This is a genomic window from Gordonia caeni (assembly GCF_039537105.1).
Classification (GTDB): Bacteria; Actinomycetota; Actinomycetes; order Mycobacteriales; family Mycobacteriaceae; genus Gordonia; species Gordonia caeni.
This window is the reverse complement of record NZ_BAAAZW010000013.1, coordinates 1-23,809: the sequence shown is the minus strand read 5'-3', so window position 1 is coordinate 23,809 and position 23,809 is coordinate 1. Positions and strand designations below refer to the sequence as shown.

At 70.2% G+C, this 23,809-nt stretch carries 19 protein-coding genes, 1 tRNA gene and 1 pseudogene; 11 read left to right on the top strand and 10 right to left on the bottom strand.

Annotated features, from left to right (window positions below):
• Positions 1–76: 76 nt before the first annotated feature.
• Positions 77–1,903 carry an HNH endonuclease signature motif containing protein gene (locus ABD732_RS17140; RefSeq protein ID WP_344785730.1) on the top strand — a complete coding sequence of 609 codons (1,827 nt, stop codon included), beginning with the start codon at positions 77–79 and terminating at the stop codon, positions 1,901–1,903.
• 6 nt (positions 1,904–1,909) lie between these two features.
• On the opposite strand, the gene otsB is transcribed toward ABD732_RS17140, so the two are convergent.
• From otsB to ABD732_RS17115, 5 genes are read right to left on the bottom strand one after another with little or no spacing between them, the layout of a single operon-like run.
• Complete coding sequence (otsB, locus tag ABD732_RS17135; RefSeq protein ID WP_344785728.1) at positions 1,910–2,710, bottom strand: trehalose-phosphatase; 801 nt, start codon at positions 2,708–2,710, stop codon at positions 1,910–1,912.
• Between the two features lie 6 nt (positions 2,711–2,716).
• The gene (locus ABD732_RS17130; protein ID WP_344785726.1) at positions 2,717–4,123 is read right to left on the bottom strand and encodes an alpha,alpha-trehalose-phosphate synthase (UDP-forming); all 1,407 of its coding nucleotides are present in this window, start codon (positions 4,121–4,123) and stop codon (positions 2,717–2,719) included.
• A 4-nt stretch (positions 4,124–4,127) separates the two neighbouring features.
• Entirely contained in the window at positions 4,128–4,292 is a 165-nt protein-coding gene (locus ABD732_RS17125; RefSeq protein WP_344785724.1) for a hypothetical protein, read from the bottom strand.
• A 10-nt stretch (positions 4,293–4,302) separates the two neighbouring features.
• Entirely contained in the window at positions 4,303–5,124 is an 822-nt protein-coding gene (locus tag ABD732_RS17120; RefSeq protein WP_344785722.1) for a MerR family transcriptional regulator, read from the bottom strand.
• 38 nt (positions 5,125–5,162) lie between these two features.
• Positions 5,163–6,581, bottom strand: coding sequence for a threonine/serine exporter family protein (locus ABD732_RS17115; protein ID WP_344785720.1), 1,419 nt, complete (start codon positions 6,579–6,581; stop codon positions 5,163–5,165).
• Between the two features lie 6 nt (positions 6,582–6,587).
• Between ABD732_RS17115 and ABD732_RS17110 the strand changes: the two genes are divergently transcribed.
• Positions 6,588–6,659, top strand: a tRNA-Thr gene (locus ABD732_RS17110).
• A gap of 219 nt (positions 6,660–6,878) precedes the next feature.
• Here ABD732_RS17110 and ABD732_RS17105 read toward each other — a convergent pair.
• From ABD732_RS17105 to ABD732_RS17095, 3 genes are read right to left on the bottom strand one after another with little or no spacing between them, the layout of a single operon-like run.
• Positions 6,879–7,343, bottom strand: a complete 465-nt coding sequence (locus ABD732_RS17105; RefSeq protein ID WP_344785718.1) for a GyrI-like domain-containing protein — start codon at positions 7,341–7,343, stop codon at positions 6,879–6,881.
• 49 nt (positions 7,344–7,392) lie between these two features.
• Complete coding sequence (locus ABD732_RS17100) at positions 7,393–8,742, bottom strand: lipase family protein (RefSeq protein WP_344785716.1); 1,350 nt, start codon at positions 8,740–8,742, stop codon at positions 7,393–7,395.
• 11 nt (positions 8,743–8,753) lie between these two features.
• Complete coding sequence (locus tag ABD732_RS17095; RefSeq protein WP_344785714.1) at positions 8,754–10,043, bottom strand: hypothetical protein; 1,290 nt, start codon at positions 10,041–10,043, stop codon at positions 8,754–8,756.
• Between the two features lie 334 nt (positions 10,044–10,377).
• Here ABD732_RS17095 and ABD732_RS17090 point away from each other — a divergent pair, with 334 nt between their 5' ends.
• Genes ABD732_RS17090 through ABD732_RS17065 form a run of 6 tightly spaced genes read left to right on the top strand, consistent with a single transcriptional unit; the run spans position 10,378 to position 16,209 of the window.
• Positions 10,378–11,961: a carboxylesterase/lipase family protein gene (locus tag ABD732_RS17090; protein WP_344785712.1), complete on the top strand. Its 1,584-nt coding sequence runs from the start codon at positions 10,378–10,380 to the stop codon at positions 11,959–11,961.
• Positions 11,958–12,359, top strand: a complete 402-nt coding sequence (locus ABD732_RS17085; RefSeq protein ID WP_344785710.1) for a RidA family protein — start codon at positions 11,958–11,960, stop codon at positions 12,357–12,359. Before ABD732_RS17090 ends, ABD732_RS17085 begins: the two co-directional genes overlap by 4 nt.
• Entirely contained in the window at positions 12,340–13,536 is a 1,197-nt protein-coding gene (locus ABD732_RS17080) for a winged helix DNA-binding domain-containing protein (protein ID WP_344785708.1), read from the top strand. Before ABD732_RS17085 ends, ABD732_RS17080 begins: the two co-directional genes overlap by 20 nt.
• Before the next feature lie 53 nt (positions 13,537–13,589).
• Positions 13,590–14,303 (top strand): response regulator transcription factor, encoded by a 714-nt coding sequence (locus ABD732_RS17075; RefSeq protein WP_344785706.1) that lies wholly within the window; start codon positions 13,590–13,592, stop codon positions 14,301–14,303.
• 3 nt (positions 14,304–14,306) lie between these two features.
• Positions 14,307–15,761 carry a sensor histidine kinase gene (locus tag ABD732_RS17070; protein WP_344785704.1) on the top strand — a complete coding sequence of 485 codons (1,455 nt, stop codon included), beginning with the start codon at positions 14,307–14,309 and terminating at the stop codon, positions 15,759–15,761.
• A 10-nt stretch (positions 15,762–15,771) separates the two neighbouring features.
• The gene (locus ABD732_RS17065) at positions 15,772–16,209 is read left to right on the top strand and encodes an HIT family protein (RefSeq protein WP_344785702.1); all 438 of its coding nucleotides are present in this window, start codon (positions 15,772–15,774) and stop codon (positions 16,207–16,209) included.
• A 10-nt stretch (positions 16,210–16,219) separates the two neighbouring features.
• On the opposite strand, the gene ABD732_RS17060 is transcribed toward ABD732_RS17065, so the two are convergent.
• Both ABD732_RS17060 and ABD732_RS17055 read right to left on the bottom strand, forming a co-directional pair.
• Positions 16,220–16,840, bottom strand: a complete 621-nt coding sequence (locus tag ABD732_RS17060; protein WP_344785700.1) for a TM7S3/TM198-like domain-containing protein — start codon at positions 16,838–16,840, stop codon at positions 16,220–16,222.
• 61 nt (positions 16,841–16,901) lie between these two features.
• Complete coding sequence (locus ABD732_RS17055) at positions 16,902–18,992, bottom strand: RecQ family ATP-dependent DNA helicase (protein WP_344785698.1); 2,091 nt, start codon at positions 18,990–18,992, stop codon at positions 16,902–16,904.
• Positions 18,993–19,098: 106 nt separating this feature from the next.
• Between ABD732_RS17055 and ABD732_RS17050 the strand changes: the two are divergent.
• The 3 genes and pseudogenes from ABD732_RS17050 to purD all read left to right on the top strand — a co-directional run bounded on the left by ABD732_RS17050 (position 19,099) and on the right by purD (position 23,667).
• Positions 19,099–20,369 (top strand): annotated as a pseudogene (locus ABD732_RS17050) (bifunctional glycosyltransferase family 2/GtrA family protein).
• A complete protein-coding gene (locus ABD732_RS17045; protein WP_344785696.1) occupies positions 20,366–22,372 on the top strand; it encodes an ArnT family glycosyltransferase in 2,007 nt (668 codons plus the stop codon). Before ABD732_RS17050 ends, ABD732_RS17045 begins: the two are co-directional and overlap by 4 nt.
• A gap of 41 nt (positions 22,373–22,413) precedes the next feature.
• Entirely contained in the window at positions 22,414–23,667 is a 1,254-nt protein-coding gene (gene purD, locus ABD732_RS17040) for a phosphoribosylamine--glycine ligase (RefSeq protein WP_344785694.1), read from the top strand.
• Positions 23,668–23,809: the final 142 nt, after the last annotated feature.

Below are 23,809 nucleotides of genomic sequence, written 5' to 3'. Positions count from 1 at the left end.
CGATAGCTCAGTGGTACTGATCTCAGTATTCGACGGGCGCGGCAGAGGGTTCGGCCACCTTGGGGGAGGTGAGCTCATGGGGCGACACCGCGACTCGCGGGCGTTGCCGCCGTCGGCGTGGCCGACTGCCGATTTGTCGGGCATGGGGCTGGCACCTGCCACCGGAGACCTCACCGAGCTGTCGCTGTCTCAGCTTCAGCACAACCTCAACATCGGCAAGAACGGCCAGGCCTTCCTGGACTGGAGCCAGTTCCAGTACGCCCTGGCGATCTACGACAGGGTGGCCGCCGGAATCGCCGAGGAGAAGCTCGGGGCCGTCGAGCGCAGCGTGATCGACGTCTACTCGCGGGCCGTGCTGCCGGTGCAGACCGCGATGGAGTGCACCGACTACCAGGCGCGGATGCTGCTCGACGATGCCTTCGCCGCCCGCGACCGGCTCCCGCGGTGCGCGGAGCTCCTGCGAGTGGGCCGGATCGACCGCCGCCGCTTCCACAAGATCGTCACCGAGACCGATCTGCTCACCGACGAACTCGAAATCGCCCTGGCCGACCAGCTGATCGCCGCCGAGATCGCTGGCCTGCGTGGATCGGCCGGCCTGTCCGAGGCGGAGGCAGCCGGCATCGCTCGTCGCCACGCGATCGAGATCGACCCCGACGCCGAGCGTCGCAAGCGCGAGAACGCCAAGGCCAACCGCACCGTGCGGTCCCAGTCGCTCGACGACGGGATGGCTCAGCTCACCGTGGTCGCCTCGGCCGAAGACATCCGCCTGGCGGTCAAGACCCTCGACGCCTTCATCGCCGGGCTGTGCCCCAACGACCCCCGCACCAAGGGCGCCGCCCGCTCGGACGCCGCCATCGCGCGGCTGCTGGGTCGCGCCTTCGGCTGCCAGTGCGAGCGCGAAGACTGCACGGCCCGCTTCGACGACGCCGCCCTGGACACCCGCGCCGCCCGCGTCGTGGTGCACGCGATATGCGACTCCACCACCCTCGACGGCGGCGACAAGTCCGGGGTCCTCGACGGCTACGGGGTGATCTCCGCCGATCACGTCCGGGAACTCGCCGGCCGCGACGACGCCGCCGTCCACCACCACGATCTGAACGACCTCTGCGACGACGAGCCCGCCGACGGGCCCGGTGACCGGGTTCTCCCCGGCGAGGACGACCGTGCCGGCGATGAGGCGGCCGTCCATCGACGACCGTCCCGCCCCGACACCCCGGACGAGTGCCGGGGCGATACCCCGTGCCCCGACCCCGAAAACAGCGATCAGGACCCGCGGCCTCCCGGCGACGCCCCCGGTCCGCCCGCCGTGATCTCCCGGACGGCCTTGCCCAGCGACCCGTATCGACCCAACACCCTCACCGAGGTGGTGACGCGGTTCCTCTGGGGCACCTGCTCGATGCCCGGTTGCGAGCGGGCGGCGTTCTCGTGCGACCTGGACCACGTGGCCGAGTACGACAACATCTGCCCGGAGCAGGGCGGCCCGACGTGCATCTGCAATCTTCAGCCCAAATGTCGCTTCCATCATCTCGTGAAAACGAGCTTGGAGGGATTCGTCGACGAACTGTGGATCGACCCGGACGGGATCTACCGCTCGGCCGTCACCACGCCGGAGGGGGTCACCGTCGAGTCGGTGGCGCCCAACCAGTGGATGTTCCCGACACTGGCGACGATGCGCTGCCGCCACCAGCTCGCCGGCACCGTCGCCACCGGTACCGCAACCGCCACCGACCCGGACGCCCTGCCCGCCCGCACACGCACCCGCACGCAGAACAAGCACGCGCGCCGCCGGGCCGAACGCAACCGGAACCGCCGGGACCGCGAGGCCCGGGCCGCCGCCGAGCAGAAGGAAGCCGAGCGTGCACGCCAGGCCGAGTTCGACGAGACGGGCGACCCGCCTTTCTGAAAGACCTCAGGCGCCGGGGCGATGGGCGGCGACGTACTCCAGGACCGCGGTGACCCCGTCGGTGGTCGGCACGCGGAACTCGGCGGCGGTCTTGCCGTCGCCGACCTTGATCCCGACGTCCTTGCCGCGCCCGTCGTGGGGTGCGCCGTCTCGCCGGAGCAGGTGGGCGAAGGCCTTCTCGTCGGTCACATCGTCGCCGAGGTAGAGGACCGCTTCGGCGCCGTAACCCTCTCGCAGGCGATCGAGGGCGAGACCCTTGCTGGTCTCGATCACCGCCAGCTCGATGACGGCCTTGCCCTTGGTCGCGTGAACACCGTGCCAGCCCGCCGGGCCGTCGTTCGCCAGCTGCAGCGCCACATCGCCGTCCTCGGGGGTGGCGTTGCGGACGTGCAGGGTGGTGCTGGCGGGTTTGGTCTCCACGCTGGTGCCGGGGATCTTCTCGGCGATGGACCTGAACTCGGCGATGATCCGGTCCAGCAGTGTCTGCTGGTCCACGGTCAGGGGCTGATCGAAACCGGTGTCGAATTCGGCGCCGTGGCTGCCGACCAGGACCAGCGGATCGCCGGCGCCGGAGATGGCGGCCAAGTCGTCGCGGGCGCGGCCGGAGATCATCGCGGCGAGGGTGTCGCGCCGTTCAGCGCAGGCCAGCAGGGCCGCGAGCGAATCCGGGTTCGGCACGGCCAGTTCCGGTCTCGGCTGAATCGGGGCGATGCAGCCGTCGTAATCGGAGGCCACCAAGACCCGTCCCAGACGGCAGAAGTCGTCGAGCGCTTCCCGCAGTTCGTCACCGATACCGTGTGCGCTCAACGTGATTCACTCCTCGGTCAGCGTGTCCAGGAAGCTTCGTGCCCACTGGTCCACATCGTTGTTCATCACCTGATCACGCAGGATCGCCATCCGGCGGCGGCGTTCGGCATCGTCGTCGGTCACCGCGGCGATCACCGCGTCGTCGGTGGACGCCGGATCGTACGGATTCATCACGTACGCCGCGTCCAATTCCATTGCCGCCCCGGTGAATTCGCTCAGGACCAGTGCCCCGTCGAGATCGGGGTGGGAAGCGATGTACTCCTTGGTCACCAAATTCATGCCGTCTCGCAGCGGGGTCACCAGGGCGACGTCTGCTGCCACGAAATAGGCGAGCAACTCGTCGCGCGGGACCGGCTGCAGAAGGTAGCGGACCGGCGGTGAGGCGACGGTCCCGTAGGTGCCGTTGATGTGCGCCACGGTCCGTTCGACGGTGTCGCGCAGCACGGCGTAGCTTTCCACGTTCTCCCGGCTGGGACTGGCCAGCTGAACCAGGACCGTGTCGGCGGGATCGAGCCGGCCGTCGGCGAACAGCCGCTCCAGCGACTGGATCCGGACGTCGATGCCCTTGGTGTAGTCCAGGCGGTCGACGCCCAGCAGCAGCGTCTTGGGATTCCCGAGCTGCTCGCGGATCTCCTCGGCGCGCTGAATCACCGGCGCGGCGGCGGCCTGCTCGGCCACTCCCGCCGAGTCGATGGAGATCGGGAAGGCACCCACTCGCACGGTGCGGTCGCCGAAACGCACGGTGCCGAAGTCCGACCGGACGCCGACCGGCGCATCCGAGGTTTCGGCGCCCAGCAGCCGCCGGGACAGGGTCAGGAAGTTCTGTGCCCCGCCGGGCAGGTGGAAGCCGATCAGATCGGCGCCCAGTAGGCCCTCGAGGATCTCCCGTCGCCACGGCAGCTGACTGAACAGCTCGAACGGCGGGAACGGGATGTGCAGAAAGAAGCCGATCTTCAGATCGGGGCGCAACTCGCGGAGCATGGCCGGAACCAGTTGCAGCTGGTAGTCCTGCACCCATACGGCGGCGCCGGGAGCAGCCGCCGCAGAGGCGGCCTCGGCGAATCGCCGGTTCACCTCGACGTAGACGTCCCACCAGTCCGCCCGGTACTCGGGCTTCACCAGCACGTCGTGGTACAGCGGCCACAGAGTCGAGTTGGCGAAGCCCTCGTAGTAGTCCTCCACCTCGCGGGCGCTCAGCGGGACCGCGTGGATGTCGATGCCGTCGACGTGCGGATCGTCGGACGAATCGGCGCTGCCGGTCCATCCGACCCACGCGCCGGGCTGGCTGTCGAAGATCGGCGCCAGGGCGGTGACGAGACCGCCGGGTGCGCGCGTCCAGGTGACGGTGCCGTCGGCGGCGACCTGCTTGTTGACCGGCAGGCGGTTGGCGACGACGACGAAGTCGGCCCCCATGGATCTAGTCGTCTTCTCCCGGAGCAATGCCCAGCATGGCGAACAGCATGCGGGCCTCGTCGGCGTCGGTCGCGTACGCGGCCACCACGCGGCGGGCCGAGATCGCGGTCTCGTCGGCTACGGGTTCCAGCTCTTCTTCTTCGACGATGTCAGTGGTCTTCGGAGGCATGGCACTCATTCTACCTGGTAGTGCGCTGGTTGGTCTCCTTCGCCTCTCGCCGCCGCCGGTCGCCCCGGTCGGCGGCGGCGACGATCGCATCCCGGACGTACTGAGCCAGACCGGGTTCCAGGTCGTCGTAGGTGGCGGTGAACCGAGGATCGCTGACGTACATCTCGCCGAGGTTGCGGTGGAAGTCGTGGGAGCAGTCGTAGAAACGGGTGTGGATCTGCAGGCGGGCGCGTTCGGCCGCGTCCATGGCTTCGGGGCCGTCCGGCGGCAGGCCGGCGCGCTTGGCGGCGACGAAGGCCGCGTTGATGGTGTCGGTCTCGGCCTTGATCTCGGTCCAGTCGGCCGTCGAGTACGACGCGGTGCGGGCCGCGGACTGGCGCCAGGCGTCGGTGTCACCCCAGCGTTCCTGTGCTTCGGAGCGGTATTCGTCGGTGAAGGCGTCGCCGAAGAGGTGACGGAGTTCGGCGTCGGTGGCGGGACGGTTGTTCACGGTGGTCTCCAATGCTCGGTCGATGGCGGCCAGGAGCTCGGTGAGCTCGGCGTGCCGGGTGAGGACGGCGGCGCGCTGCCGCCGCAGGTGCTCGACGGGGGAGGTGTCCGACGAGAGCAGATCGGCGATCTGATCCAGCGGCAGCTCCAGCCGGCGATACACCACGATCTGCTGCAGTCGCTCCAGGTCGGCGTCGTCGTACAGGCGGTAACCGGCCGGCGATCGCCCGCTGGGCGTCAGCAGCCCGATGGCGTCGTAGTGGTGCAGGGTGCGCACGGTGACGCCGGTCAGGTCGGCCAGCCGGCCGACCGTCCATTCCCGGGGCTGCGGTGCTGAGGTCATGCATTCATGGTGGTCCCTGACGCCGGGGGAGGGTCAAGTCACGGTCGTCGCAGATACCGGACCTGGCGCAGCGCTTGCGGCAGCGCCGGGATGTTCGGGCGCCGCAACCGGCGCGCGATGAACTCACCGAGCGTCACCCCGGCGGCCAGTGAACAGCCGATGCCGAACGCTGTGGCCATCTCGGCACCACCGGCGGAGGGGTCGTCGTTCAGGAGTCCGTACATGCCGCGGTAGATCGCCAGACCGGGCAGCATCGGGGTGATGCCGGCGACGGCGACCACCAGCGGGGGCGTCAGTGCGCGGCGGGCGGCCAGACCACCGATCAGGCCCACCAGGACGGCGGCGACGGCGCAGCTGATCAGCGGGCTGTGGGTGTACACCATCATCAGGCCCTGGATACCGCCGCCGAGAGCGCCGGCCACGAGCGCCGCCGGAAGTGCGCGGCGTTCGGCGTAACTCGCCATGGCGAAGGCGCCCGAGGCGATCGCACCGCCGATGATCCGGGCGGGCAGTTCGGAGGCGCCGAACGGGATCACCGTGGTCAGTTCGGGCAGCTCGATGTCGAAGAGCCCGACGAACCGCACCGCCAGCGCGACGCCCACCAGGATGCCGCCGGTCATCACCAGCACCTCGGTGAACCGCGCGGTCCCGGTGATCGGAGCGCCGGTGATGGCGTCCTGCACGGCGCCGACCAGGGACAACCCGGACAGCAGCACGATGATCCCGGTCGCGATGATCTGGGACGGGGGGACGGTGAGGTCGGTGTTCTGCACCAGCCGGAACAGGAAGGCGGCCGGTAGCACCGCGATGAATCCGCCCGCGAACTGCTGGAAGAAGATGGGCGTGCCGATGCGATTGAGCTGCCGGTTCACCACCACGATCGCCGCCGAGGTGAGGAACGCGGTGATCGCCACCAGCCACGAGGCGCCAAGGAAGGTGGCGATGCCGTAGGCCATGAGGCCCCAGGCCATGGTCGAGATCCAGCGCGCGTACGGGTGCGGTGCGGCGACGATGACGTCCACGATCCGGTGCGCGGACGCCGGGGTGATGGCCAGCCGCCGGATGCGGCGCACCAGCCGGTCGATCTCGGCCAGCCGGGTGAAGTCGAGCGAGCGGTAATGCACCGTCCGCGAGATGGTGATCGGCGGCAGCGTGCTGCCGCGGCGCGCGCAGACCAGCACCGTGTTGAAGGTGACGTCCACATCGATGTCGTCCAGGCCGTAGATGCCGGCGACGAACTCCACCTGATCGCGGGTGTCGACCGCACCGGTGCCCGCGTCGAGCACCACGGCGCCGATCCGCGCGGCCAGATCGAGCACCTCGGTGATCGCCGCCTCGTCGTGCAGGTCGATGGGCTTTCGCGGGGCGACGACGATGCTGCCCGGCTCGATCGTGTCGGCGGTGGCCTGGGCGGAGCCGAGGACGGCGTTCAGACCGCGGCGGATATACTCACGCACGCGCCCGCCTCCTTAGCTCAGTGGTAGAGCAACGCTCTTGTAAAGCGTAGGTCGTCGGTTCAATCCCGACAGGGGGCTCAACGAACACTCTGGCCGGAGCGGATTTCGCCGTTCCAGCCAGGGTGTTTCTCGTATCCCTGATCGTCACATCGCCTCGCTCGCTGGGTGGATCTGCCTCGCAGCTTTCCACGCCCGTGCGCGGCCGTGCATCCGGGGCTGATCGTCGATGGTGAAGCTGCAGATGAAGGTGGCGGACGTCGCCGTCGCCGTCGACCACGAGGGCCGTCGCGAGCTCGCTCAGTAGGCGACGAACAGATCGGCGCGCAGCTCGGCGGCCGGGGTGACCGACGGGTCGGTCACGTAGACCTCCGCGATCAGTCTGGGCTCGCCGAGGTCGCGGGCGGTGAAGTCGTCGATCAGCCGCTGCCAGCTCTCCCCGAGGGTGTCGTAGCCGCCGAGATGACTCAGGGCGATGGCCTTGCCCGCCGGGAACGTGCTCGCGGTGAAACCGTCGGGAACCACGGCCACCGGGAACCCGATCTCCAGGTCGAACCAGCCGTCGGGAATTCCCGAATAGACGGCGTACCCGGGGCCGATCGGGCCGGCCGCGGCGAGGCCGGTGTAACCGGCGTCGAAGATGGACGGCAGGTCGGCCATGGTCACCGCTTCGGAGAACTCGGTCACCGTGGTGACGCCCTCCGGCAGATCGACCGGGGTCGGGGTGGTGAAGGGGTCGTCGCGCAGAATCAGGGGGACGCTCATGCCCTCACGGTAGTGCCGATCAGCCCTTCGGTCATCCCCCGAGACCGGCTCAGTCCTTCAGATTGGCGGCGAGCCAATCGACGGTCTGCATGCCGAGCAGATCGGTGCCCCAGCCGTACAGGTCGGTGATGAACTTGACCATGCTGCAGTCGGTCGGCTGGTAGTCGACCTTCGCGTCGCGCCCCCGCCACGCCTTGGCGAGCTTGCGCGAATCGGCGGCCGGCACCAGCGACATCGGGGAGTCGTCGGCGGCGCAGGAGGCGATCAGCGTCCGGTTGCCCTCGGCCGGTGTGCCCTTGCCGAGCAGATTGTCGCGGTAGGCGTGCTGGAAGTCCGGGATGTCCGCGGGAGCCTTGCCGTTGAACAGCGTGTGCAGCGGCACCATCGGCATCGTGAAGTAGGCCGGGGTCTGGCACTGGGTGCGGTAGTAGTCGGCGACGGCCTTGCCGGCGTCGTTGAGCTTGTCGTCGACCTTCATCTCCGGATAGTGCGGTTCCAGCCCCAGGAGGGTGGCCATGGCGAATCCCGAGCCCACCGAGCCGTCGGCGGTGCGGATGAAGTTCTTGTAGTCGACCACCATGCCCTCGAGCACCGTCGCCCGGATGTTCAGCTCCGGCGCGTACTGCTCGTGGAGCTCGGAGGCGAAGCCGATCCCGACGCCGCCGCCGGCGATGCCGAACAGGCCGACCGGGGCATCCTTCGACAACCCGATCTCCTCGCGGCCCATCGTGGCGCGCAGACCGTCGAGGGTGGTCATGGCGTTGTACTTGCCGGCGAAGACGCCGTGCGGGCTCATGTCGCCGTTGTTGCCGACGTCCGAGATCACCACGGCGTAGCCCTTGCCGAACAGCTGGGCCAGCGGGCCGAGTGCCGACCACGAGGCGCCGTCCATGGGGTCGGCGCCGGTCCACATCGCCGACGGATGACAGTTGCCGCCGACGCTGTCGTTGGCCATCTGATAGCCGATCACCTTGCGGTCGGCGTTGTTCTCACCGTCCCGCGGGATCATGACGATGCCGGTGGAGATGTCGCGGCGGCCCTGCAGGTCCGTGGTGACGAACATCGTCTTCCACGCGTCCAGGTCGGCCGGGCGCACGCCGGTGAACTGGACGGCGACCTTCTTGGCGCGCAGCAGCGTGCCGGGCTGGTCCGAGTCCTTCAGCGCCGGCTCGTCGTAGAACGGGTCGTCGCCGCGCAGCGGTTCGACGATCTGGTCCGGGGTGGCGAGCTCGCCCTTCTGCAGGGCGCCGACGACGTATCCGTTGAACACCTCGTCCAGGCCGGGAGTGCGGTTGGGGGCGGCGGCCGACGGCGCGGCCACCGCACCGAGAGTCACGGCGGTCGCGCACAGCGCGGTCAGTGCGGTCACCATGCCGCGTTTCCCTGATAGGCGGCTCATCGGTAGGCGTTTCACTGGTAAGTCACCTTCATCGTCTCCAGGGCGGACTGCAGGGTGGGCGCGATGTTCCAGATCGGCCGATGGCTTTCGAACTGCTGCTCGTAGGGCACCCGAAGCTGGGCGCGGAGGGTGCCCCAATGGTTGTCGACCAGGTCCTTGTACTTGGGCAGCAGCTGGGAGGTGATGTAGTCCCAGCGTTCGGGGTACACCGACCAGTTCCAGGAGGCCAGCGGCAGCGTCAGGGTCGCGGTTCGCCCGTCGGCGGCGGTGCCCGAGACCTCCAGCGGCCGGTACGACCGCGGAGGCAGCACCCCGGCCACCGACGGTGAACCGGCGACAGTGGTGGCGTAGGTCAGGGCCTCGCCGACGTCGCCCTTGTAGGCGCGGACGGCGTCCCACTGGTCCTTGATCACCTCTCCCTGCTCGCGCTGCAGCAGGCGGGCGTTGCCGGCCGCTACGGCCGCGGGCTCGAGGGAGGCGATCTGCTCCCAGGCGTGCAGGATCTCGTCGTCGATCAGGTCGGCCGAACGCATCTCACGCAGCGCCTCCAGGCCGCCGCGGACATAGGCGCGGTGCTGCGGCATCAGGTCGGTGAAGATGTTCTTCTGCATAACCAGGATCTCGCCTTGTACCGCACGCAGATCGTCGGCCGAGATCACTGCGCCCACCCGGGCCAGGGCGCGCAGCCCCGACGGGAGCTCGTCGACGAAGACCGGTCCGAGCGTGCGGTTGGTCTCGGTGACGATCGCGTTGGCGACGGGCTGCAGCCGGGCGATCTCGTACACGTTGGTCGCGAGCTCGAAGTCGGCCAGCCCGCCGCCGAAGTCGGCACCGACCATGCCCGCCATGCCCGCCCACTGCAGTTCGCGATGCGCCAGTTGCAGGTCTTCGTAGTAGCGGTACGACCTGATCAGGTTGCCGCGGTTGGCGGAGACGCCGGCGCGCGGATTCCAGGACGCCAGGTCGATGCCGGCGGCGCGCGTGGTGTCGGCCAGCCAGTACTGGAGCAACAGGGCGCGGTACGACGACGGGGCGACACCGGTCTGCCGGGCCTGATCCACGAGTCGCTTCAGCGTGGGGACGTCGGTGGGGAGCTTCGGATGGATGCCGCCGGGACCGTGGGCGGCATCGCGATTGACCGTCGGCAGATTCAGGTACTGCTGCAGCGGGCCGGCGGCCGCGGCCGGCGCGGCGAGGTCGGTGCCGCCGCCCACTGCGCCCCCGAGGGTCAGTGCGGCAGCCAGGGTGAGTGCCGCGGCCCGGAGCAGTCCGGGACGGCGGCTGACCGTGGAACGGGTCATGTCGGTTCCTTCTCTTCTGGCGCTGCGCGCCCGGACGGTGGGCGGATCGCAGAACTGTGGCCCGGCGAGATTGAGACAATGTGTGCGAAGTGTCCAATTGCCGGAATGGGAGCAGTGGATCACACGACAACACGCGTTGTCACGAAACGGCTGCTGCGTGGTGACGATCGGGTAACGCAGTGGGGTCGGAGAATCTGCTGGTCACCGCACGTTCTCGGTTCGAGTGCAACCCTGTCGGCCCGACGTCGATCCGAGAGATACCTCCACATACGGCACAAAAGTGATTGATCGCACTCCCGTGAGGAGCCGACCGGATTCCGGCACACTGGTCAGAGTGAGCGATGAGGCGGTAACGGTCGAAACGAGCTTCGGCCCGGTGCGTGGAGAACGCGGTGCCGAGGTGGATGTGTGGCGCGGGGTGCCCTTCGCCGCGCCTCCGGTCGGTGACCTTCGCTGGCGCCGGGCGCGGGACCCGCAGCCGTGGACCGAGCCCCGCGAGGCGACGGCCTTCGGCCACGTCTGCCCGCAACCGGCGATGCCGGTGATCGACCTGGGACCGGGGACGTCGCAGAGCGAGGACTGCCTGTACCTGAACATCTGGTCGCCGGCCGGCGCCGCGCAGTCGGGCGCGCGGCGCCCGGTCCTGGTGTGGATACACGGCGGGGCGTACATCTGCGGTTCGGGTAGTCAGCCGCTGTACGACGGCACCGCCCTGGTCCGCACCTCCGCCGAGGAGGGCCTGCCGGCCATGGTCGTCACCATCAACTACCGGATGGGTGCTTTCGGCTTCGCCGAATGGGGTGACCTGCCCGGGGCCGACCGAGAGTTCGACAGCAACTGCGGGATCTCCGACGTGCTGCAGGCGCTGCGCTGGGTGCAGGCGAATATCGAGCGCTTCGGCGGTGACCCCGATCAGGTGACCGTGTTCGGCGAATCCGCCGGCGGCGGCATCGTCACCACCCTGCTGACCGTCCCGGCTGCGAAGGGGCTGTTCGCCCGCGCCATCGCGCAGAGCTCGCCGGCCACCAGCATCTACGACCGCGAGCGCGGCGGCCGCCACTCCGGCATGCTGCTGACCGAGCTCGGGGCCCCCGCGGACGCCACCGCCGAGGCCGTCCGGAGACTTCCCACGCAAGCGCTGATCTCGGCCGGCACCCGCGTCTTCAATCAGGTCCCGATCACCTATCCGGGCACCATCGCGTTCACCCCGGCCGTCGACGGCGATCTGGTGCCCCGCGATCCGCTGAGTGCCATCCGTGACGGTGAAGCCCACGACGTGCCGCTGCTGATCGGCACCAACCGGGACGAGACCTCCCTGTTCAAATGGATGAAGGCGCCGCTCATGCCGGTCACCCAGGAACAGGTCGATGCCATGTTCGAGCTGATCGCGCAGGAACAGCCCGAGATCGCGATCCCCGCCGACGAGGCCGTCGCCGACGCCTATCCGGCCACCACCCGCAGCCTGGGCAAGAGCAGCGCCAAGTCGATGGGAATCTCCCGCGACCTCGCCTTCCGCATGCCTGCGGTGTGGATCGCCGAGGCGCACAGCCGCCGCGCGCCGGTGTATCTGTATCGCTACGACTGGGCCACCCCGCTGTTCCGCGTCCTGGGCGTCGGCGCCACCCATGCGACCGAACTCCCGTACGTGTGGGGCAACCCGGCGTCGACCAAGCTCGACATCAGCTACCGTCTCGGCGGTCGGCGCACCGGAGCCAAGGTGCAGCGCCGGATGCAGCAGCGCTGGCTGGGCTTCGCTGCCGGCCGCGATCCGGACTCGGCGGAGTCGCCGGCCAGGTGGCGGCCCTACACCACGGACGACCAGCATTCGCTGCTGATCGGCGCGGACGACACCGCGGTCACCGAACTGGACCGGAACCTGCTGCGCGCCTGGGGCGCGGAAGTGCTGAGCTTCCGGTGAGCGGGGCACCGGTGCAGCGGCTGCAGGCGTCCGGGCTGCACGACGGCGGCTTCGCTCACGTGTCGGTGGTGGCACCCGGATCGACGGTATTCACCGCCGGGATCTCGCCGCTCGACAAGAACGGCGAACTGGTCCTCCCCGGCGACGCCTTGGCCCAGACGCGTCGCTGCCTGGAAGCTCTGGCCGAGGTCCTCGCCGAGGCGGGCGCGGGCCCGGAGACCGTGGCCAGGCTGACCGTCTACGTCGTCACCGACAGCAACGACGTGCTAGGGCAGGTCTGGCGGATAGTCGACGACTGGTTCGCCGTCACCCCGGCCGCGATCGTCCTCGGCGTGCAGGTGCTGCCCTACCCGGGACAGGTCGTAGAAGTGGAAGCCGTTGCGGCCGCACGTCTCTGACGACCAGCGACGGGCGCGCCTGCTGCGCAGGCAACTGCTCGATCCGACCGCCCCGGACTCCCCGGAGGAGCTGGTCGACACCGTCGTGGGGTTGCACGCCACGACGGCGTCGACCGTCCACCTGTCCGCATGGGCACGCGACCCGCGGCTGCGACCGGAGCGGCTGGAACAGGCCATGTACACCGATCGTTCCCTGGTGAAGCAGTTGGCCATGCGCCGCACCCTGTTCGTGCTCACGCGGCCCCTGCTGGCCGCCGCCGTGGGCGCCGTCGGCGCCCGGGTGGCGGCCTCCGAGCGCACCAACCTGTTGCGTGATCTGCGTCGTGACGGCCCCGGCGATCCGGAGGGCTGGCTCGCCGCGGCCTGCGAGGCGGTGGTGGAGACCCTCGACGGCGCCACCTGCAGCACGTCGGAGCTGCGTGCCGCGCTGCCCGAGTTCGATCGCACCGTCGAGATCTCACCGGGCAAGTCGTACGGCGGCCCCTCGCCGCTGTTGCCCCGCGTGGTCAACCATCTGGCCGCGCGCGGGGAAGTGGTCCGCGGCGCGAGCACCGCGCCCTGGCATCAGGCCCGCAACACCTGGACGGCGATGCGCACATGGCTGGGCGAAGATCTCGAGCCGCTCGACCCGCACGACGGCCACGTCGACATGGTCCGGCGCTGGCTGCAGGCCTACGGTCCGGGGACGGAGGCCGATCTGGTCTGGTGGCTCGGTTCCACCAAGACCGCGGTGCGCAAAGCCCTCGCCGCGCTGGAGGCGGTGGAGGTGGAGCTGGACTCCGGCGCGGTCGGTTACCTGCTGCCCGGCGATCTGGACGACGTCGAACCGGTGGCGCCGCGGGCGCTGCTGCTGCCGGCGCTGGACCCCACGACGATGGGCTACATCGAGCGCGGCTTCTATCTCGGCGACCACGCCGGTCAGATCTTCGACAGCACCGGCAACGGCGGGCAGACCGCGTGGTGGGACGGACGCATCGTGGGCGGCTGGGTGCAGCGCCCGGACGCGCAGGGCGTCGAGGTGGTGCTGCTCGAGGACCTCCCGCGCGCCGGACGGACAGCACTCGACGAGCGCGCCGGCGAACTTTCGGCCTGGCTGGGGGACGACCGCCCGGTCGCCGGCTTCCCGTCACCGCTGATGCGCGCGGCGCTGCGCGGCGAGCGCCCCGGTGCACAGTGACCTCACAGGAAACCTCCAGACAGTTCCCCGGTGCCCGGTAGACACTGGTGCCCATGAGTGCTGCCCAGCCTGATCGGCCCGCGAAGGTTCTCGTCGTCGACGACGAGGAGAACATCCGCGAACTGTTGTCCGTCTCGCTCAAGTTCCAGGGGTACGAGGTGACCGCTGCCAAGGACGGCCCCAACGCCGTCGACCTGGCGCGGTCGGTGCGCCCCGACGTGGTGGTGCTCGACGTGATGATGCCGGGCATGGACGGCTACGGGGTGCTGCGCCGGTTGCGGGCCGACGGCATCGAGGCCCCGGCCCTGTTCCTGTCCGCGCGGGACACGGTGGAAGACAAGGTGACCGGGCTGACCATCGGCGGCGACGACTACGTCACCAAGCCGTTCAGTCTGGAAGAGGTGATCGCGCGGCTCGAGGTCCTGTTGCGGCGCAGCGGATTCGGCGACGTCGGAGCCGACCCGACCCGTATCCGGTTCGCCGATCTGGAACTGGACGACGAAACGCACGAGGTGTTCAAGAACGGTGAACTGGTGGCGCTCTCGCCGACCGAGTTCACGCTGCTGCGCTACTTCATGGTGAACGCGGGCACCGTGCTGTCCAAGCCGCGGATCCTCGACCACGTCTGGAACTACGACTTCGGCGGCGAAGTGAACGTCGTCGAATCCTATGTCTCATACCTGCGCCGCAAGATCGACACCGGAGACAAGCGGCTCATTCACACCCTGCGCGGCGTCGGGTACGTGATGCGCGAACCCCGGGGCTGACCCGTGAACCGACACCCGGCCACCGCACCGCCGGCCGCCGCACCCGCGCGGCGGGGCATCCCGCTGCGCATCTCGCTGGTGGTGCTCACCCTGGCGCTGGTGACGGTGGGGCTGATCGCCTCCGGACTCGCGGTGACCTCGGCCATGCGCAGCGACCTGATCAACCGCGTCGACACCGGCCTCGTCGAGGCCACCAACACCTGGGCCCGGCCCGGGCACGGCCCGCTGGACGGCGAACCGGGCCGCGGACCCGCACCCGGTCCCCGCAGACCGCCGTCGAACTTCTTCGTCCAGGTCGACAACGGTGTGGTCAGCCAGACCACCAGCGACTACGACTGGTCGCCCGACCTGTCCGGTCTGCCGGCCGAGAACTCGGGCCCGCGCACGGTGCAGTCGGAGGGGGCCGGCCCGGACTGGCGCGTGATCAAACGGACCTACGGCAGCAACAGCGTGGTGGTGGCGACCCCGCTGAAGGACGTCGACGCCACCCTGAGCCGTCTGATCTGGCTGCAGGTCGGGATCGGCGTGCTGGTGGTGCTCGCGCTCGGTGCGGCCGGCTATCTGCTGGTGAGGTCGTCGCTGCGGCCGCTGCGGCAGGTGGAGGAGACCGCGCACGCGATCGCCGAGGGCGACCTGAATCGCCGCGTGCCGGATCTGCGACAGGGCACCGAAGTCGGCAGCCTCGCGACCTCGCTCAACGGCATGCTCGGCCAGATCCAGCGGGCTTTCGCCGCTACCGAGGCCTCCGAGCAGCAGGCCCGGGCCTCGGAGGAGCGCATGCGGCGCTTCGTCGCCGATGCCTCGCACGAACTGCGGACCCCGCTGACCTCCATCAAGGGCTTCGCGGACCTGATCCGCGGCGGCATGACACCCGATCCGGCCGACGGCGTCGCCCGTATCTCCTCCGAGGCCGACCGGATGAGCCTGCTGGTGGAAGACCTGCTGATGCTGGCGCGACTGGACGCGCACCGGCCGCTGGCGAAGGCGCCGGTGGAGCTGCCCATGCTGGTGGAGGATGCGGTGGCCGCCGCCCGGGCCGGCGCCGGCGGGCGGCAGATCATCGTCGCCGAAGGCGCCCCCGGTCCCGGCCCGGTGGTGGACGGGGACGCGGGGCGGCTCACGCAGGTGCTGCGCAATCTGATCGGCAACGCGATCGTGCACACCCCACCGGAGACGCCGATCACCGTGGCCGTCTCGGCCGAAGGGGAGTGGGCGCGCGTCGAGGTGATCGACCGGGGACCGGGCCTGTCCGCGGACGAGGCCGCCCGCGTCTTCGAGCGCTTCTACCGGGGCGACGAGTCCCGTCACCGGGAGAGCGCCGCGGCCGGCAGCGGGCTGGGTCTGTCGATCGTGGCCGCCCTGGTCCAGGCGCACGGCGGCACCTGCGGCGTCGACTCGGCGCCGGGGGAGGGCGCGTGCTTCTGGTTCGTGCTGCCGCGGCTCGACGCCCGCGACTAGAGTCGGCCCCATGGCAACGATTTTCACCAAGATCATCAATGGGGAACTGCCCGGTCGTTTCGTCTGGAAGGACGGCCAGTCGGTGGGCTTCCTGACCATCAATCCGGTCACGCCGGGGCACGTCCTGGTGGTTCCGCGCAAGGAGATCGACCACTGGGAGCAGATCGACACGCCCACCTTCACGCACCTGAGCGATGTCTGCCAGAAGATCGGCCGGGCGGTCAAGAACGCCTACGACGCGCCGCGCATGGGCCTGCTGATCGCCGGCCTGGAGGTGCCGCATCTGCACCTGCACGTCTTCCCGGCGTGGTCGGAGGAACTGTTCGATCTGCGCGAGGCGGAGACCGATCCGGACCCGGCCGTCCTGGACGAGTCGGCGCGCCGCATCCGCGCCTCCCTGCGGGCGATGGGCTACCAGGAGAACGTGCCCGACGAGCCCGGCCGCTGAGCCCGCCCGGTCACCACTGCGCCTGCAGGTCCCGGTTCTGTCCGAGCAGGCGGACCTGCGCGACCACGCCGATGATCGCGAATCCGGCGTAGAGCACCCACCACCACCAGTGCTCGGCGACGGTCGCGGTGACCTGATCGCCGGCGACGTCGGTGGTGCGGATGGTGTCGCTGAGGAACATCATTCCGGCCACGATCGCGGTGGAGCCGCCGAGCGCGCTGAGCACCACCAGGAGCACGGCGGGCAGGTTCACCGCAAGGGTCGCCCAGGCCAGCAGCGCACCGCAGATCACGCCGACGCCGATGATGACCCAGCTCCAGTCGACGCCGAAGGCCGCCATGAGCGCGGTGCCGAGAGCGAAACCGATCGAGACCATGGCCAGCAGGATCGCCACCGCGTAGAAGAGGTAGGCCAGCACGGCGAACAGAATCGCCACCGCGATGCCGACGATCCAGCCGAGCGGAGTGCTCAGGTAGGCGTCGTGGCCGATCCCCGCGACCAGTCCGGCTCCCAGGTTGAACCCGGCGAAGGCGCCCCAGACCGCGATGACGACGCGCATCGCCACCACGCCCCAGAAGCAGAAGACAGCGCCGACGATGACGGCGATGAGCCCGATCGCGATGCTGGACATGGGCTGATGGTACGCAGAATGCGCGTGGACCGGGGGCGATGAGTCAGACGGTTCTCGTGGATCAGACGCTCTGGTGGATCAGCAGCGGGAGCACCGCGCCGGCACCGGCCTCGGCCAGTGCTGCGGCGGCCAGCGTGATCGGCCACGTGGACGTGGTCTCGTCGATCACCAGGAGGACGCTCGCCCCGCCGAACGCCGGCGCCGGCCCCAGCCGGTCTCGCCAGTGCACGGCCTCGGCGGCGCCGTTGGCGTCCCGGCCCGGTCCCGGACCGGGAGTCACCGGGAAGTCGGTGCCCTCGCGGCGGCCGACGGCGCGCAGGCGGGCGGCCAGATCGGTGGCGATGCCGGTGCCCAGATCCAGGGCGCAGATCAGGTCGGGCCGGATGCCGGCGCGGCCCCAATCCGCCAGCACCGCCACCGCCGCCTGGGTGAGCTCGTCGCGGGCGGCGTCGTCGCCGGTGCGTGCGGCGGCCAGCGTGTCGCCCCACTGCGGGGCGTCGGCGAAGGCCAGCACCCGGCCCGGCTCGGCCAGCTGTCCGGCCGGGATCCGGCCGCGGCTGCCGAAGGCGCCGCCCGGCCACATCTTGCGCGGCTCTAGCAGTTGCGCCTGCCTGCGCAGCGCCGCCGAGATGGCGCCCAGCGCGGGACCCGGCACCGCTGCCGCCAGGCCGGGAGTCAGCTCGCCGCGGCAGACGCTGCACCGGCCGCAATCGGCGGCCAGCGGATCGTCGAGGGCCTGCGTGAGCAGCTTCATCAGGCAGTCGCGACCGCCGATGTAGCTGCGCATGATGTCGGCCTCGCGCCGGCGCACCGCCAGCACACCCGCATAATGCTCGGCGTCGTAGGTCCAGCCCCGGCCGGTCAGCACCCAGCCGTCCGCGGTGCGGTCGACGGCCCCGTCCACCGCCAGTTGTTTGCACATCAATTCCACGCGGGTGCGGCGCATACCGGTGCGCGCCTCCAGCTGCGGCACGGAGACCGGCCCGCCGGCCTCCTCCATCGCCGCCAGCAGACGTTCCATGCGTGCCGGGTCGGGGATGGTCGCGGTGGCGAAGTACTCCCAGACCGCCTCGTCCATCGCCGAGGCCAGCAGCACCACGACCGCCTCGTCCAGGGCGCGTCCGGCACGGCCCACCTGCTGGTAGTACGACACCGGCGAGGGTGGGGCGCCCACGTGCACCACGAAGCCCAGATCCGGCTTGTCGAAACCCATACCCAGCGCCGAGGTCGCCACCAGCGACTTGACCCGGTTGGCGAGCAGGTCGTCCTCCAGCCGGTGTCGCTCGTCCGCCGACAGCTGGCCGGTGTAGGCGGCCACCGGGTAGTCGTCACCGTGCAGTGCCTTGACGGCGGTCACCAGCCGGTCGGCGTCGGCGACGGTCAGCACGTAGACGATGCCCGAGCCGGGCAGTGCGGGCAGCTGATCGGCCACCCAGCCGTATCGTTCGATCGGCGACAGACCGTCGATCACGTTGAGGTGCAACGATTTCCGGGCGAGGGGGCCGCGCAGCACCAGCGTGTTCCCGGCGCCCAGCTGGGTCGCGACGTCGTCGGTGACGCGGGCGTTGGCGGTAGCGGTGGTGGCCAGCACCGAAGTCTGCGGGTTCAGCTGCTGCAGCACGTCGGCCACCCGCCGGTAGTCGGGCCGGAAGTCGTGCCCCCAGTCCGAGATGGCGTGCGCCTCGTCGATCACCACCAGCCCCAGTCGCCCGGCGAGCGCGTCCAGGACCCGGCGGCCGAAACCCGGATTGGCCAGCCGCTCGGGGGAGACCAGGAGGACGTCCAGATCCCCGGCGGCCAGGTCGGCCTCGATCGTCGACCACTCGTCGATGTTCGACGAGTTCAGGGTCGCCGCCCGCAGACCGCCGCGGGTGGCAGCCGCCACCTGATCGCGCATCAGCGACAGCAGCGGCGAGACGATCAGTGTCGGCCCGCCGCCGGCCGCCCGCAGCACGGCCGTGGCCGCCCAGTACACCGCCGACTTTCCCCAGCCGGTCGCCTGCACCACCAGAGCGCGCGAACCCGGCGTGGCGAGAGTGGCCACCGCCGTCTCCTGATCGGGGCGCAACCGGGCCTGCGGGCCGGCGAGTGCGGTGATCACCCGGTCGGCCACCTCGCGCTGGGACGGGTTCAGCTGAATCTCCGGTGACATGCCCCGAATCTAGGGCATCCCCGCGACATCGCCGCCTCCGTCGTTCACAGGGACCTCCCAGCGACGCTCCAGGGACGCCGGAGGTGTGGACAACAGGCTGTGGGTCATGACGATCACCACCGATCCGGAAGCGGCACGCCACGCCGCCGACCTCGCTCCAGCTCCGCTGCTCGACGTCGTGGTTCCGGTCTACAACGAGGAAGCCGATCTCGAGCGATCGGTGCGGCGCCTCCACGACTATCTGGTCACCGAGCTGCCCTACTCGGCGCGCATCACCATCGCCGACAATGCCAGCACCGACGCGACCCTGCGGATCGGGCAGCGACTGGCCGCCGAGTTCGGCGACGTCCGGGCGGTCCACCTGGACGAGAAGGGCCGCGGCCGGGCGCTCAACCGGGTGTGGCGGGAGAGTGACGCGCAGATCGTCGCCTACTGCGACGTGGACCTGTCGACCGACCTGAACGCCCTGATGCCGCTGATCGCGCCACTGATCTCCGGGCACTCCGACGTCGCCATCGGCACCCGGCTGAACCGGGCCTCCCAGGTGACGCGCGGTCCCAAGCGCGAGTTCATCTCCCGCAGCTACAACCTGCTCCTGCGAGTCGCGATGCGCGCGCACTTCTCCGACGCCCAATGCGGTTTCAAGGCCATGCGCGCCGACGTCGCCCGCCAGCTGCTGCCCCACGTCGAGGACACCGGCTGGTTCTTCGACACCGAGTTGCTGGTGCTGGCCGAGCGGATCGGGCTGCGCATCGCGAGGTCCCGGTGGACTGGGTCGACGACCCGGACAGCTCTGTCGACATCGTCCCCACCGCCGTTGCCGACCTGAAGGGCTGCGCCCGCGTCGGCTGGGCTCTGGCCGGCGGCCGGCTGCCCATCGATCAGCTGCGCCGCAACGTGGGCCGGGAACGCGACAACGGCCCGGAGCTGGCCGGGGTGCCCGCCGGGATGGCCGGACAGGTGATCCGGTTCGTCACCGTCGGCGTCGCCTCGACCCTCGCCTTCGCGTTGCTGTACCTGCTGCTGCACACCTACGTCGGTGCGCAGACGGCCAATTTCCTGGCTCTGGCGATCACCGCGGTCGCCAACACCGCGGCCAACCGGCGCTTCACCTTCGGGGTGCGCGGCCGCGCGGGCATAGTCCGTCACCACTTGTTCGGGTGGGGCGTCTTCCTGTTCGGCTGGGCCGTCACCGCGGGTTCGCTGGTCGGACTGCACGCGGTCCTGACCACCTGGCCCGATCTGGTCTCCGGTTCCACCCGGGGCCTGGAGCTCGCTGTCCTCATCGTTGCGAACCTCGTCGCGACGGCCACTCGTTTCGTCGGACTGCGCTGGATCTTTGTGCGGCGAAACCATACTCAGGAGGTCGGTGCATGACCACCGCCATCACCAAGGAGGCCGCCCCCGACTCGGGGGCGGCACCCGACCGTCGTCGCCAGTGGATCGAACGCGGCAGCCTGGCGCTGCTGCTGATCGGCACGCTGGTGGCCTATCTCTGCAATCTGTCGGCCAACGGCTGGGCCAACTCCTTCTACACCGCCGCCATCCAGGCCGGTTCGGAGTCGTGGAAGGCCTGGTTCTTCGGCTCCTCGGACATGGCGAACTCGATCACCGTCGACAAACCGCCTGCGTCCCTGTGGATTCCGGGCCTTTCGGTGCGCGTCTTCGGGCTCAACTCGTGGTCGCTGCTGGTGCCGCAGGTGCTGATGGGTGTGTTCTCGGTGTGGTTGCTGTACGCCATCATCCGTCGCTGGTTCGGCCACTGGGCCGGGATCGGGGCGGGTCTGGTGCTGGCGGCGACGCCGGTCGCGGCCCTGATGTTCCGCTTCAACAACCCCGAGGCGCTGCTGATCCTGCTGATGCTGGCGAGTGTCTGGGCCACCATGAAGGGCATCGAGACCGGCCGGTGGCGCCCGATGGTGCTGGCCGGAGTGGCCGTCGGTTTCGGCTTCCTCACCAAGCAGTTGCAGGTCTTCCTGATCCTGCCGGCGCTCGTGGTCGCGTTCTTCGCCTTCGCGCCGGGCACCTGGCTGCGACGCACCGGTCAGCTCTTCGCCGCGTTGGGCGCCATGATCGTCAGCGCCGGCTGGTGGATCCTGGCCGTCGAACTGTGGCCGGCGGATTCGCGGCCGTACATCGGCGGTTCGCAGAACAACTCGATCCTGGAACTGACCCTGGGGTACAACGGCTTCGGCCGGCTCAACGGCAACGAGACCGGCTCGGTGGTGCCCGGTGGCGGTGGTGACGCCGGCGCGGGTGCGAGCTACTTCGGCGGCTACTTCGGTGGGGGCGGCCCCGGTGGCGGACCCGGCGGTGGCGCCGGCGGCGGCATGTGGGGCGAGACCGGATTCTGGCGGATGTTCACCGCCGAGCAGGGAGGTCAGATCGCCTGGCTCATCCCGACCGCACTGATCTTCGCCGTCGCGGCGCTGACCCTGATCGGCCGTGCCCCGCGCACCGATCGGCGGCGGGCCACCCTGGTCGTGTTCGGGATCTGGCTGCTGACCACGATGGTCGTCTTCAGTTACATGCAGGGCATCTTCCACAGCTACTACACCGCGGCCATCGCTCCGGCGCTCGCCGGGCTGATCGCCGCAGCCGCAGCGGTCTGCTGGTCCGAACGGGACAAGCTGTGGGTGGCTCTGGTGCTGGCCGCCGGTTCCTGGACCGCCGCCGTCTGGGCCTTCGTGCTCCTGAATCGCACGCCGGACTTCGTGCCGTGGCTGCGGTGGACGGTCCTGGTGGTCGGGCTGATCGCCGGATCGGCGCTGATCTTCGTCCGCCGGGGCATCGCAGTACGGGCGGTGGCCGGGGCGGCGATCGTCGCCGCCCTCGCCGGACCGGTCGCGTACACCGTCGACACTCTCGCCACCCCGGCGCAGGGCTCCATCATCAGTGCGGGCCCGCAGGTGGCCGGCGGCCACGGCCCGGGCGGCGGTGGTCCCGGTGGCGGCCGGGGCGGCCCGCCCGGCATGCGTGACGGGGGCATGCGTGGTGACGGCGGTACGGGTACCCCGCCGGCCGGCGGGGGACTGCTGAACGGCTCGTCGCCCAGCGAGGAGATCCTCTCCCTGCTGCGTGCGAACGCCGATCAGTACACCTGGGTCGCGGCGGCCATGGGGTCCAACCAGGCCTCCGGGTACCAGATCGAATCGGGTTACTCGGTGATGCCGATCGGCGGCTTCAACGGCACCGATCCGTCGCCCACGCTGGCGCAGTTCAAGCAGTACGTCGACGACGGCGAGATCCACTACTTCATCGGTGGCGGCCGGGGCGGCCCCGGTGGCGGCAGTTCGGAGATCACTGAATGGGTGGAAGCCGAGTTCGACTCGGTGACGGTCGACGGGGTCACCCTGTACGACCTGACCGACCCGAAGTAGCCGGTAGCCCTGGCAGGGCGTGGACCGATTAGGCTGGGCGCGTGCGAGTACTCGTGATCGGCTCGGGCGGCCGCGAACACGCCCTGCTTCTGGGACTGGACCGGGATGCGTCGGTGACCGAACTGCATGCGGCGCCGGGTAACGCCGGCACCGCGGCGGTGGCCACCAATCATGCCGTCGACGTCGCCTCCCGCGAGGCCGTCGTCGAGCTCGCCCGCGGGCTCGACGCGGACCTCGTGGTGATCGGTCCGGAGGTCCCGCTGGTGCTCGGCGTCGCCGAAGCCCTGCGGGAAGCCGGGTTCGCGGTCTTCGGCCCCAGTGCGGCCGCCGCGCAGATCGAAGGGTCCAAGGCCTTCGCCAAGGACGTGATGGCCGCGGCCGGTGTGCGCACCGCGCGCGCCGAGGTGGTCGACAGCCCCGCCGTCCTGGACGCCGCGCTGGACCGTTTCGGTCCCACCTGGGTGGTCAAGGACGACGGCCTGGCCGCCGGCAAGGGCGTGGTGGTCACCACCGACCGCGCCGCCGCGCGGGTGCACGCCGCCGACTGCCTGGAGCACGGGCACCCGGTGCTGTTGGAGAGCTTCCTGGACGGCCCCGAGGTCTCGCTGTTCTGCCTGGTCGACGGCGACACCGTCGTTCCGCTGCTGCCGGCCCAGGACCACAAGCGCGTCGGCGACGGCGACCAGGGTCCGAACACCGGCGGCATGGGTGCCTACACCCCGCTGCCGTGGCTGCCCGAGGGCAGCGTCGAGCAGATCGTCGACGAGGTCTGCCGTCCCGTCGCCGCCGAGCTCGCGCGCCGCGGCACCCCGTTCTCCGGGCTGCTGTACGCCGGGCTGGCGATGGGCGCCGACGGGCCCGCCGTCGTCGAGTTCAACTGCCGGTTCGGCGATCCGGAGACTCAGGCGGTGCTCGACCTGCTCGAGTCGCCGCTGGGCGAGACGCTCAACGCCGTGGCCACCGGGAAGCTGGCCGAGCTGCCGCCGCTGCGCTGGCACGACGGTGCCGCCGTCGTGGTGGTGCTGGCCGCCGAGAACTACCCGGGCACCCCGCGCACCGGCGACAAGATCACCGGCGCCGGCGGCGAGGGAGTCCTGCACGCCGGCACCAAGCTCGACGCCGACGGCGACGTGGTCTCCTCCGGCGGCCGGGTGTTGTCGGTGGTGGGGCGCGGCGCCGATCTCGGTGCCGCCCGCGCCCAGGCCTACGCACGGCTCGCCGAGGTGAAGCTGCCGGGCTCGCACTTCCGTACCGACATCGGTCAGGCCGCCGAAGAGGGTCGCATCACTCTCTGACCGTCGTGCGCTCCGGAGTCATCGCTGATCGAGCGGAGTCGAGATCACCCGCCCGGAGTGAGGCTGCCTGACGGGCGTGGAGGGAGGATCGGGCTGTTTCGATTTCGTTCTGACGGGGCGCGCTGATGGGGCCGCTGTGGCG